The organism is Eggerthella sinensis, assembly GCF_003339815.1.
Lineage (GTDB): Bacteria > Actinomycetota > Coriobacteriia > Coriobacteriales > Eggerthellaceae > Eggerthella > Eggerthella sinensis.
Genome location: NZ_PPTT01000051.1, coordinates 1 through 11,251, shown reverse-complemented (window position 1 = coordinate 11,251; position 11,251 = coordinate 1). Strand labels below are relative to the sequence as shown.

The following is an 11,251-nucleotide window of genomic DNA, read 5'->3' as shown; positions in this document are numbered from 1 at the left end:
GGGCCACCCCGTACGGCCGCGGCTGCGCGCAGCGGTTCGCGCGGATCGCCGCAGAGCGGGGCGTCGTGGTCGTCTCGGGCGGGGCGCGCGGATGCGACGCGGCCGCGCATCGCGCGGCGCTCGACGCGGGCGGGCGCACGGTGGCCTTTCTCGGCGGCGGCTGCGACAGGCCCTATCCCGCCGAGCATGCGCAGCTGTTCCAGCAGATCGTGGACGGCGGCGGGGCCGTGGCGTCCGAATGCGCGTGGGACGAGGGCCCGAAGCCCTACCGCTTCCGGCTGCGCAACCGCCTCATCGCCGCCCTGGCGCGCGCCACGCTCATCGTGGAGGCGGGGCTGCCGTCGGGCACGTTCTCGACCGCCGACGAGGCGCTCGCCGCCAGCCGCGACGTGCTGGTGGTGCCCGGCGCCATCACGGCCGCCTCGTCGCGCGGCGCGAACCGTCTGCTCTACCAGGGGGCGACGCCTATCGTGGACGACGAGACGTTCGAGGACGTGCTGTTCTCCCTGTTCGGGTGCTTGAAGCGGGAAGCGTGGCCGGGCGGCGGGGGCGCCGCGCGCCCCTCGGGGCTGCCGGGCGGCGATCTCGCCAACCCCGTGGTGGACGCCCTGCGCGCCGAGCCGCTCGGCATGGAGCGCCTCTACGCCGTCGCTGCCGCCTCTTGCGGCGATGCCGAGCCCCGCTCCTGGCTCATGGAGCGCCTCGTGGAAGCCGAGCTGGCAGGCGTCGTGGCCCGCCATCCCGACGGCCGCTGGGGCCCCGTCGTGAAATGAGAGGAGACTCGATGGCCGCGCTTTGCATGTTCTACGGCATCGTGATTTCCATGTATAATGAGGCGAACGAACGGCATCACCTCGGCCATATCCACGCGAAGTGTGCGGGGTTCAGGGCATCTATCGGGTTCGACGGACGAGTTCTCTCAGGTGAGCTGCCGTTCAAGAAGCTGACGCTCGTGCGTGCATGGATCGTGCTGCATCGCGAGGAGCTCGAAGCCGACTGGGCCTTGCTGGGAGAAGGACGGGAGGCGTTCAGGATCGAACCGTTGCGCTGAGATGAGGGGGGCGCCGCATGCGACAAGAGCTGTTGGAGAACTGTCTGGTAGTCGGGCCGAAACCGTCCGAGCCGCACGTTGTGGCGGTTTCCGCCGAAGACTCGCGCCATCTGCTGCTGGAATACGAAACGGGAGAGCGGAAACGCTTCGACGCTTCGCCCTGGTTCAAAGGGGAATTCTTCAGCCGACTTGGCGATGCGGAGTACTTTCAGCGCGTTCGCGTCATCGACGGCGGCATGGCGGTGGGGTGGCCCGAAGGACAAGATATCGGCCCGGAGGATCTATACGACCTCGGCGTGCCGGTGCAATAAGCGGATGCGTTGAGGTTTCGGGGGTTTCTGGGCTCCGGACAGCTTCCGGTTTGCTATCCTAGCAGGCATGTCTCAATCCAAGAAATCCATAACCATACTGGGTGCCGGCCTTGCGGGGAGCGAAGCCGCGCTGCAGCTCGCCGCGCGCGGCATCCGCGTGCGCCTCGTCGAGATGCGCCCCGACGTGCAGACGCCCGTCCATGTGTCCGGCGCCTGCGCCGAGCTCGTGTGCTCGAACTCCCTCAAAAGCGAGAAGCCCGACAGCGCCGCCGGCATGCTCAAACGCGAGCTGGCCGAGCTCGGCTCGCAGCTGTACGCCCAGGCCAAGCTCCATGCCGTCCCGGCGGGAGGCGCGCTTGCGGTGGATCGCGCGGCCTTCGCCGACGCGGTGAGCGCGCTTGTCGAACAGCACCCGCTCATCGAGCTCGTGCGCGAGGAGGCCGTCGATCTGGCCCGTGCCGCCGAGGGCGCCGATGCGCTCGTCGTGGCCACCGGCCCGCTCACCTCCGATGCGCTCGCCGATGCGCTCGCCCGCCTCACCGGCGAGGGGCATATGGCGTTCTACGACGCCGCGGCCCCCATCGTCATGGCCGATTCGCTCGACGAGCAGCGCCTGTTCCGCCAGAGCCGCTACGAGGACGCCGGCAACGACGTGGGCGACTACCTGAACGCGCCGTTCTCGCGCGAGGAGTACGACGCCTTCATCGAGGAGCTCGTGAACGCCGAGCGCGTCATCAGGCGCGATTTCGAGACGCGCGACCTGTTCCAGGCCTGCCAGCCCATCGAGGAGATCGCCCGCAAGGGTCACGACGCGCCGCGCTTCGGCACGCTCAAGCCGGTGGGCCTCACCGACCCGCGCACGGGCCGCCGCCCGTGGGCCGCGCTGCAGCTGCGCGCCGAGGACGCGCACGGCTCGAGCTACAACCTCGTCGGCTTCCAGACGAACCTCACGTTTCCGGAGCAGCGCCGCGTGTTCCGCATGATCCCGGGCCTCGAGCAGGCCGAGTTCGCGCGCTACGGCGTCATGCACCGCAACACGTTCGTGGACGCTCCGCGCCTGCTCGACGCCAACCTGCGCCTCCACGCGCCCGCCGCCGACCGCTTGGGCGTGCCGGTGTTCCTGGCCGGTCAGATCGCCGGCACCGAGGGGTACTGCGAGGCTATCCGCTCGGGGCTGCACGCGGCCCTCGCCGCCGCGGCGCTGCTCGCCGGCGTCGAGCCGCCCGCGCTGCCGCGCGAGACGGCCTTCGGCGCGCTGATGGCCTACGCCACGGACCCCGCCACGGCCGACTACCAGCCCATGCACGTGAACTTCGGCATCCTGCCGCCGTTCGACCAGCACATACGCAACAAGCGCGAACGCTACGCCGCCTATGCCGAGCGCGGCGCGCAGGCGCTTGCCGCCTATCGCGACGAACTCGCGCAGCGCGGCCTCGCCCTCGACGGCGCCGCCGGAACGGAAGCGGCCTCATGACCGTCGGCGGACTCTCCGCACGCGCCAACCCCGATCCCCTCGACTGCGATCCGCGCATCGTCGAGATGATCGACGCCTTCTGCAACGCCATGCGCGTCGAGCGCAACGCCTCGATCCACACGCTGCGCGCGTACCGCATCGACCTCATGGACTTCGCGCGTTGGGCGTATCGCGAGCACATCGACATCCTGTCGGCCACGCACCGCCAACTGCGCCGCTACCTGGGCGAGCTCGACCGTGCGCAGTACTCGCGCACCACGGTGAACCGCCGCCTGTCGGCTCTGCGCAGCTTCTTCCGCTGGCTCAACGTCGCCGGCCTCACCGACGAGGACCCTGCGAGCATCCTGCAGGGCCCGAAGCAGCCGAAGAGCCTGCCGCACGTCATCAGGGCCTCCGACATGGTGAAGCTGCTCACCGTGTACAGCAAGCGCGACATCGCGGGGCGCGAGCGCGACCAGTCGTCCATCGACATGCGCAACCAGGCGCTGCTCGAGTTCCTCTACGCCTGCGGCGCCCGCGTGTCCGAGGCGTCGGGCCTGCTCGCGTCGAACGTCGACTTCGCGAGCGGCCAGGTGAAGGTGTTCGGCAAGGGGTCGAAGGAGCGCATCGTGCCGCTGCACGACATGGCGGTGTCGTCCATGCGCGCCTACGCCACCACGGCGCGCCCGCTCATCCTGCGCGACCGCACCTGCGACTACTTCTTCGTGTCCACGCGCGGCAACCGCATGGGCACCGACGCCATCCGCAAGATGTTCAAGGAGGCGCTGCGCCAGGCGGGGCTCGACGAGACGCTTTCGCCCCACGACATGCGCCACACCTTCGCCACCGACCTGCTCGACGGCGGGGCCGATCTGCGCAGCGTGCAGGAGATGCTCGGTCATGCCAGCCTGTCCACCACGCAGATCTACACGCACCTCTCGCCGGGGCGCCTCAAGCAGGTGCATGCGCGCACCCATCCGCGCGGGTGACGAACGCGCTCCCGACCCGTTCCAAGCGGGTTGCGACACCGTGACCGCTGCCTGACGCTTCGCGCATCCCGCTCCGAAGCCGCGCCCCATCCTCCACAATCGTGAGCGTTAACCTACAAACGCCCGATACGTGCGCGGTGCGCACGACGACGAAGGGAGGCTTCATGAGCAAGAAGAAGATGAGGATGTTCGCCGGCGCGATGGCCGTCGTGCTCGCGTTCGTTCCGTTCTTGACCAGCTGCTCCGCCGAGACCCAGGACAGCCTCGGCGAACAACAGGCGCTCAAAGACGAAGAACAGCAGCGCAACGACGCCGAAGGTTCCATCGGAAACAGCGACAACGAGAACGAGTCGGTACAGTACGGCCAGGTCATGGCGCTGAACGGCACCGAGGTGACCGTCGTCATCGGCGAGCTGGGCTCGACGAGCGACGGCAGCGGCTCGCAGGCGTTCAACGCGGGCCAGGACGAGATCATGTTCGATTCGGGCGACGTCTCCATCGTCGACGAGTCGGGCGCTGCGATCGAAGGCCGCACCCTTTCCGCCGACGACGTCATCGTCATGCGCGGCACGGGCACCGGCTCCACCTTCAAGCCCACCACCATCGAGATCCTCGACGTGGCCGGAGCCGGCACGAACGCCGACGACGCGCGCGTCCCGCAGGACGTCCTGTAGCGCAGACGCGGGCCGATGCTTCCCATGGAGACATCGGCCCGCCTCTTGTCTCGGCGAGCTGCGAGCCTATAATGTTCTGATGCTCGCGCGCCGTCGCGTCGCGGGCCTTTGAGAATCAGGCGCGTCAAAGGAGCATCTCATGCAGCTGCTGAAGGTTTCGACCGACAAGCTTCTGCTCGTCGCCGGCATCGTGTGGTTCATCGCCGGGGCGAACATCGTGAACATCGGCCTCACGGCCTTTCTGGACGAGACGGGCTGGCTGTTCTGGGTGCTCATCGGCGGCACGCTGCTCATCTTCGTGCTGTTCCACATCTTCGTGTTCACCAAGATGGTGGGCAAGCATGCCAACCGCATCAGAGGCTACGAAGAGGACAAGACCCACGTGTTCAAGTTCTTCGACAAGAAGGGCTACATCATGATGGCCATCATGATGGGCGGCGGCATCGCGCTGCGCGCCTCGGGGCTCGTGCCCGAATGGTTCATCGCCTTCTTCTACACGGGGCTCGGGCTGGCGCTCATCGTGGCCGGCGTGAGCTTCGTCCTGCGCTACTTCAAGAGCACGAAAGCCGGCTGCCCCGCCATGCCGAGCACCTACTCGAAACATCATAAGAGTTAGCCGCAGCGCGGCAACGAAACGGTTACGCCTCGTTTCCGGTTTTGCTGCGCTGCCGTACTATGGTTGCAGCATACCCTGAGGGAACCGTCCGAAGCGGGCGGTTGTGAGGAGGACCCGTGGCACGTATCTTCGTCGTGGAAGACGACGCGTCGCTGCGCGACGAGCTGATGCGCCTGTTGGAGCTGCAGGGGCACACCGCGCTGACCAGCACCGCGTTCGACCATATCGTGGACGACATCATGGGGGCGGCGCCCGACTGCGTCATCCTCGACCTCAAGCTGCCCGGCACGGGCGGCCACACCATCTGCCGCGACCTCAGGCGCTCAAGCGAGGTGCCCGTGGTCATGCTCACCTCCTCCGACAGCGAGTTCGACGAGGTCATGAGCATGAACCTGGGCGCCGACGACTACGTCACGAAGCCCTACAACCCCGCTGTGCTGCTGGCGCGCATCCAATCGGTGATGCGCCGCTCGCAACGCCAGGAGCCGCCCGCGCGCATCGCGCATCGCGGCGTGGTGCTCGACGTGGCGCGCGGCCGGGTGGAGCACGACGGCAAGTCGGTGGACCTCACGCGCAACGAGCTCAAGATCCTCCACATGCTCATGGCGAACCACGACGCCATCATCTCGCGCCAGGAGCTCATGGTGGAGCTGTGGCAGTCCGACGCGTTCATCGACGACAACACCCTCACGGTGAACATCAACCGGCTGCGCAAGAGTCTGAGCAGCATCGGCGTGCCCGACGACTTCCTCATCACGCGCCGCGGCCAGGGATACGTGGTGTGAGGTGACCCCGTCCGCCTACCTGAGAGACCGTCTCGTCGTCATCCTCATCGCCGTGGCGTGTGCGCTTGCCGTGGGCGGCATGGCGGCCGTGCTCGGCACGGGGTTGGACGCCTCCGTGCTGTTGGCGTGCTTCGTGCTGGGGTGCGCCGCCGTGGCGCTGCTCATCGAGTACCTGCGCCGCCGCGCCTTCTACCGGGAACTCGATCAGGTGGTGGGCGATCTGGAGCGCGCGTACTACGCGGCCGCGCTGTTCGAGCGCCCCGGATTCCTCGACGGGCGTTTGGCCTACGAGGCGCTCGAGGCGGTGGGGAAGAGCGCCGCCGACGACGTGGCGTCGCACCGGCAGCAGGCCGAGGCCTACCGCGACTACATCGAGCTGTGGATCCACGAGATCAAAACGCCCATCGCCGCCGCCACGCTCATGACCTCCGACCTGCACGGCCCGCAGGCTTCGCGCATCAAAGGCGAGCTCGACCGCATCGAGGGATACGTAGAGCAGGCGCTGTACTACGCGCGGTCCACGTCGCTCGCGCAGGACTACGCCATCCGCGAGACGAAGCTCGTCGACGCGGTGCGCGAGGCGGTGAAGAAGCAGGCGCGCTACCTCATCGAGCGCGGCGTGACGCCCGTGGTGGACGTGCCGGAGGACACGCGCGTGTTCGCCGACGCGAAGTGGCTCTCCTTCATGCTGGGGCAGATCGTGGCGAACTCCGCGAAGTACGGCGCGCATACCGTGCGCTTCTCGGTGAGCCTGGAGGACGAGGGCACGAGCGACGCCTGCACCGTGCTCGAGGTGGCCGACGACGGCTGCGGCGTGCCGGCGGGCGACGTGCCGCGCGTGTTCGAGCGGGCCTTCACGGGCGAGAACGGCCGCCGCACGGGATCGTCGACGGGCATGGGCCTGTACCTCGTGGCCGAGCTGTGCGCGAAAATGGGGCTGGCCGTGGCGCTGGCCTCGGAAGAGGGCACGGGCACGCGCGTGCTGCTCACCTTCCCGCACGATCGCCGCCGCCTCGACTACGAGACGTCCTCCCTCTGAGGCGCGCTCGCGCATCCTGACGGCGCGCCTTGCATTTTCGTAAGGTTCGCGTCACCCACTTCGATGGCGCCGCATCGCAGCGCGCCGTAGCATGGTTGCAGACCAAAACGTGAGGAAGGATACGACCATGACCGAAGTCTACGCGACCCCCAACACGACGACGGCGCGTCCGGGCGCCGGAGCGTCCTCTCTGGGCGGCCGCCCCATCCTGTCGGTACGCCAGATCGAGAAGGTGTACGGCAACCGCGACTCCGTCACGCACGCCATCAACGACATCAGCTTCGACGTGGCCCCCGGCGAGTTCGTGGGCATCATGGGGCCGTCGGGTTCCGGCAAGACGACGCTTTTGAACTGCGTGGCCACCATCGACACGGTGACGAGCGGCCACATCCTCGTCGACGGCCGCGACATCACCACCCTGCGCTCCCGCGCGCTGGCGAAGTTCCGCCGCGACGACCTGGGCTTCATCTTCCAGGATTCCAACCTGCTCGACACGCTCACGGGCTTCGAGAACATCGCGCTCGCGCTCACGGTGAAGGGCGACCCCTCGTCCTCCATCAAGCCGCGGGTGCAGGCCATCGCCCGCACGCTCGGCGTGGAAGACGTGCTGAACAAGTACCCTTACCAGATGTCGGGCGGTCAGAAGCAGCGCATCGCCGCGGCGCGCGCCATGGTGGCCGACCCGAAGCTCGTGCTGGCAGACGAGCCCACGGGCGCGCTCGACTCGCGCAGCACGAGCGTGATGCTGGAAACGCTGTCCATGATGAACACCGAGCTGCACGCCACCATCATGATGGTCACGCACGACTCGTTCGCCGCCTCGTTCGCCAGCCGCATCCTGTTCATCAAGGACGGCTCGGTGTTCAACGAGATTCGCCGCGGGGTGACGAGCCGCAACGACTTCTTCAATCGCATCATGGAAGTGGTGACGTTCCTGGGCGGTGACGTGCGCGATGCTAGCTAAACTTGCCTTCCGCAACATCCGCCGCTCGGTGAAGGACTACGGCGTGTACTTCGTCACGCTCGTGTTCGGCGTGGCGGTGTTCTACGCGTTCAACTCGGTGAACAGCCAATCCATCCTGTTCGACCTCGAAGACTCTGCCACGGGCAGCGTGTTCGCCATGACGGGGCAGTTCCTGGGCATGTTCAGCGTGCTCATCGCCTGCGTGCTGGGCTTCCTCGTGCTGTACGCGAACGGGTTCCTCATCAGGCGGCGCAAGCAGGAGTTCGGTACCTACCTCATGTTGGGCATGAGGCCGAGCAGCGTGTCCGTCATCGTGCTGTTGGAGACGGTGGCCGTGGGCCTCGTGTCGCTCGTGGTGGGCCTCCTGCTGGGCTTCGCGCTGTCGCAGGGGCTGTCGTTCGTGACGGCGGCGCTGTTCAACGTGCAGATGACGCAGTACCGCTTCATCTTCTCGTTCGACGCGTTCCTGCTCACGCTTGCATGCTTTGTCATCATCTTCGCGGTGACGGCCGTGTTCAACACATTGTCCATCCGCCGCTACAAGCTCATCGACCTGCTGTCGGCCCGGTCCAAGAACGCGCGCTTCCGCGTGCGCAACCCCTGGATCAGCCTCGTCGCGTTCATCGCGGCCGTGGGCGTCATCGCGTGGGCGTACGTCACGCTCGTCGACAACGGCCTGCTCGAGTTCGACGAGGGGTTCTGGCGGGCCACGGTGCTCATGGTGGTGGGCACGTTCCTGTTCTTCTGGTCGCTCGCGGGCTTCGCGCTCGCGGTGATCGAGCGCACGCGCGGCATCTACTTCAAGGGCCTCGCCATGTTCACGATGCGCCAGATCGCGAGCAAGGTGAACACCGCGTTCGTGTCGCTGTCGGTGGTGTGCATCATGCTGTTCTTCTCGCTCACGGTGTTCTCCACGGGCATGGGCCTGGCGCGCGCCTTCACCGGCAACATCGAAAACGGCACGCTCTACGACGCCACGCTTTCGGCGAACGTGTACCTGAACGCCGGCGGCACGACCGATCCGGAGAAGCTTGCGAACATGGACGACGACGATCGCGCCTATCAGCAGGTTGCCGACGAGAAGGCGGCTGCCGTGCGCGCCGATGCCGAGGCCTACGATTGGGACATCGCCGCGAAGCTGGCCGCGTCGTCGCCTTTGTGGGACGAGCTGGTGGAGCGTTCCGCGCAGATCGACAACTACGTGACCGACGAGACCACGTACGGCGAGCTCATGGACCGCTACGGGCAGGATCTGGGCAACGACAAGCAGAGCGCCGCGGTGCACGCGCAGGGCATCTCGCTCATCGGCGTCTCGCAGTTCAACGCGCTCGCCGAGCTGTCGGGCCGTCCCACGGTCGAGCTGGGCGAGAACGAGTACGCCGTGAACAACACGCTCGACGCCATGCAGTCTCTGGCGGAATCGCTCGCACGGTCGGGCGAGACCGTCAAGGCGGCGGGACGCACGCTCACCGCCGCAGGCGAGCTGCGCAGCCAGCCGACGGAGGATGCGGCCTTCGCCCTGGGCGGTGCGATGTTCATCGTGCCCGACGCGGTGATCGACGATCTGCGCGCCGGGGGCGCGGAGCCCGACACGAGCTCCCTCAACCTCATGTACAAGATGGGCCGCACCGAAGGCGACAAGCTGCTCAGCGAGATGCTGGCCGAGGTCTCGCCCGCCACTCCCGAGGTCGCCGCGTCCGGATGGGAGTTCTCGCCGAAGCCGTGGCCCGTGACCCAGGCGTTCACGGCCGAGGAGGTGCTCGTCCAGTCGAGCGGCATGAACCTCATGATCTCGTACTTGGCGCTCTACATCGGCTTCGTGTTCCTCATCGCCACGGCGGCCATCCTGGCCATCCAGCAGCTGTCCGAGACGAGCGACTCGCTGCCGCGCTACCGGGTGCTCGCCGAGATCGGCTGCGACCGCCGCATGATCTTCCGGTCGCTGCGCACGCAGGTGCTCGTGTACTTCCTCGTGCCGCTCGCGCTGGCCGTGTGCCACACCGTGTGCGCCGTCGGCGTCATCAGCAACGCGGTGCTCTCGCAGCTGGGCGTGTCGGTGCTCGAGCCCGCGCTCATGACGGGCGTGCTCGTGGCCGTGGTGTACGGCGCGTACCTGCTGGTCACCTACTTCGCCAGCAGGGGCATCATCCGCGCCTACCTGGGCAAGAAGCTGCTGGGGTAGGGGAGGGTTCCGCCTCGGAGCGCGCATTCCGCGCGCATGGTTCGGCCCCGTCGACGGCAACGTCGGCGGGGCCGTTTCGCGTATTCCCTCGCGTCGCCCTGCGTTCTCTCGCGTTCTGCGTGCTGCTCTGCGTTTAGAAGGAGAAGAGGTCGCGCACCCGCACGTCGAGCGCGTCGGCGATGCGACCGAGATCGTCGAGGCCGACGCTCACGCGCCCGCTCTCGATGCGCCAGATGTGGGACTTGCTGCTGCCCACCATGAGGGCGAGCTTCTGTTGCGACAGGCTCTGGGCTTCCCGTCGCTCGCGTATCGCGCTGCCCAAGAGCGCTCTTTTCGTATCTGCATCCATTCGTTCAGATTATTCGGTATAATCCTCAACACGGCTTCATATATGAAGCCGTGTTGAGGATGTGGAAGGAAGTTTGCCGGTCCGTAAGAGGCGTATCGCCGTCTCGGCGCTCCGGAGAATCGACGGTGGAGATGTTCATGAAGAAGCTCAAGCCCCAACTGGGGAAATCGTCCCGTTCGGCGCAGCGCAACGCCGTGAGCACGCTGTACGCGAACCTCGGGTTCATGAGCGTGGACGACCCGCTCGGGACGATCGTCGTCACGAGCTCGGTTCCGAACGAAGGCAAGACGACCATCGCGCTCGAGCTGGCCGAGGCGATGGCGCGCTCGGGCAAACGGACGCTGCTCATGGAATGCGACATGCGCCGACGCTCCCTCGCGGGGCGCTTGGGCCTGCACGCATCGGCCGGCGTGTGCGCCGTGGTGCTGGGCGACGTGGACCTCGGGCAGGCGGTGGTGCGCACGGCGCAGCCCAACCTGCACTTCCTCGACGCCGAGCCGGGCGTGGCGAGCCCCGCCGACATCGTCGACTCGGCGCGCTTCCGCAACCTCGTCGCGTTTCTGGGCGAGCGCTACGACTACGTGGTCATCGACACGCCGCCCGTGGGCACGTTCGTCGACGCGGCCATCATCGGCTCGGCCGCCGACGCCACGCTGCTCGTGGTGCGCGAGGACTTCGTCGAGCGCACCCAGGTGGCGAACGCCTGCGATCAGCTGCGCAAAGCGGGAGCGAACCTCATCGGCACCGTGATGAACTGCTGCGAAAAGGCCGTCCCAGAGCACTACGAGCAGTACGCGAAAGGGGAGTAGGGGAACCCCCTTCGGGCACCCCCCCATTG

Annotated in this window: 13 protein-coding genes; 12 read left to right on the top strand and 1 reads right to left on the bottom strand. The window is 67.3% G+C overall.

The features are described 5' to 3' along the window. The 11 genes from C1876_RS16980 to C1876_RS16930 all read left to right on the top strand — a co-directional run. A partial coding sequence (locus C1876_RS16980) for a DNA-processing protein DprA (RefSeq protein WP_114547905.1) occupies positions 1-773 on the top strand: 773 nt, incomplete at its 5' end. An 11-nt stretch (positions 774-784) separates the two neighbouring features. Further along, a complete protein-coding gene (locus tag C1876_RS16975; protein ID WP_114547904.1) occupies positions 785-1,051 on the top strand; it encodes a DUF4160 domain-containing protein in 267 nt (88 codons plus the stop codon). Positions 1,052-1,068: 17 nt separating this feature from the next. Further along, positions 1,069-1,362, top strand: a complete 294-nt coding sequence (locus tag C1876_RS16970; RefSeq protein ID WP_114547903.1) for a DUF2442 domain-containing protein — start codon at positions 1,069-1,071, stop codon at positions 1,360-1,362. Between the two features lie 67 nt (positions 1,363-1,429). Beyond that, positions 1,430-2,836, top strand: a complete 1,407-nt coding sequence (gene trmFO / locus C1876_RS16965; protein ID WP_114547902.1) for a methylenetetrahydrofolate--tRNA-(uracil(54)-C(5))-methyltransferase (FADH(2)-oxidizing) TrmFO — start codon at positions 1,430-1,432, stop codon at positions 2,834-2,836. Beyond that, positions 2,833-3,804, top strand: a complete 972-nt coding sequence (locus C1876_RS16960) for a tyrosine recombinase (protein WP_114547901.1) — start codon at positions 2,833-2,835, stop codon at positions 3,802-3,804. Before trmFO ends, C1876_RS16960 begins: the two co-directional genes overlap by 4 nt. A 164-nt stretch (positions 3,805-3,968) precedes the next feature. Further along, positions 3,969-4,478, top strand: coding sequence for a hypothetical protein (locus C1876_RS16955; RefSeq protein ID WP_114547900.1), 510 nt, complete (start codon positions 3,969-3,971; stop codon positions 4,476-4,478). A gap of 139 nt (positions 4,479-4,617) precedes the next feature. After that, positions 4,618-5,094 (top strand): hypothetical protein, encoded by a 477-nt coding sequence (locus C1876_RS16950; RefSeq protein WP_114547899.1) that lies wholly within the window; start codon positions 4,618-4,620, stop codon positions 5,092-5,094. A 116-nt stretch (positions 5,095-5,210) separates the two neighbouring features. Then, positions 5,211-5,879, top strand: coding sequence for a response regulator transcription factor (locus C1876_RS16945; RefSeq protein ID WP_114547898.1), 669 nt, complete (start codon positions 5,211-5,213; stop codon positions 5,877-5,879). A 1-nt stretch (position 5,880) separates the two neighbouring features. After that, positions 5,881-6,918 (top strand): sensor histidine kinase, encoded by a 1,038-nt coding sequence (locus tag C1876_RS16940; RefSeq protein ID WP_244910194.1) that lies wholly within the window; start codon positions 5,881-5,883, stop codon positions 6,916-6,918. 127 nt (positions 6,919-7,045) lie between these two features. Beyond that, complete coding sequence (locus C1876_RS16935; RefSeq protein WP_114547897.1) at positions 7,046-7,882, top strand: ABC transporter ATP-binding protein; 837 nt, start codon at positions 7,046-7,048, stop codon at positions 7,880-7,882. After that, entirely contained in the window at positions 7,872-10,064 is a 2,193-nt protein-coding gene (locus C1876_RS16930; protein ID WP_114547896.1) for an FtsX-like permease family protein, read from the top strand. Before C1876_RS16935 ends, C1876_RS16930 begins: the two co-directional genes overlap by 11 nt. Positions 10,065-10,197: 133 nt before the next feature. On the opposite strand, the gene C1876_RS16925 is transcribed toward C1876_RS16930, so the two are convergent. Further along, positions 10,198-10,386, bottom strand: coding sequence for a helix-turn-helix transcriptional regulator (locus C1876_RS16925; RefSeq protein ID WP_406566198.1), 189 nt, complete (start codon positions 10,384-10,386; stop codon positions 10,198-10,200). Between the two features lie 164 nt (positions 10,387-10,550). On the opposite strand from C1876_RS16925, the gene C1876_RS16920 reads away from it, so the two are divergent. Next, a complete protein-coding gene (locus C1876_RS16920) occupies positions 10,551-11,222 on the top strand; it encodes a CpsD/CapB family tyrosine-protein kinase (RefSeq protein WP_244910193.1) in 672 nt (223 codons plus the stop codon). The last annotated feature ends 29 nt before the right edge of the window (positions 11,223-11,251 follow it).

Coding starts and splice junctions, on each gene's coding strand:
- C1876_RS16955 (WP_114547900.1), top strand. CDS start 3,969: ATGAGCAAGAAGAAGATGAGGATGTTCGCCGGCGCGATGGCCGTCGTG.
- C1876_RS16975 (WP_114547904.1), top strand. CDS start 785: ATGGCCGCGCTTTGCATGTTCTACGGCATCGTGATTTCCATGTATAAT.
- C1876_RS16930 (WP_114547896.1), top strand. CDS start 7,872: ATGCTAGCTAAACTTGCCTTCCGCAACATCCGCCGCTCGGTGAAGGAC.
- C1876_RS16950 (WP_114547899.1), top strand. CDS start 4,618: ATGCAGCTGCTGAAGGTTTCGACCGACAAGCTTCTGCTCGTCGCCGGC.
- C1876_RS16920 (WP_244910193.1), top strand. CDS start 10,551: ATGAAGAAGCTCAAGCCCCAACTGGGGAAATCGTCCCGTTCGGCGCAG.
- C1876_RS16960 (WP_114547901.1), top strand. CDS start 2,833: ATGACCGTCGGCGGACTCTCCGCACGCGCCAACCCCGATCCCCTCGAC.
- C1876_RS16970 (WP_114547903.1), top strand. CDS start 1,069: ATGCGACAAGAGCTGTTGGAGAACTGTCTGGTAGTCGGGCCGAAACCG.
- trmFO (WP_114547902.1), top strand. CDS start 1,430: ATGTCTCAATCCAAGAAATCCATAACCATACTGGGTGCCGGCCTTGCG.
- C1876_RS16935 (WP_114547897.1), top strand. CDS start 7,046: ATGACCGAAGTCTACGCGACCCCCAACACGACGACGGCGCGTCCGGGC.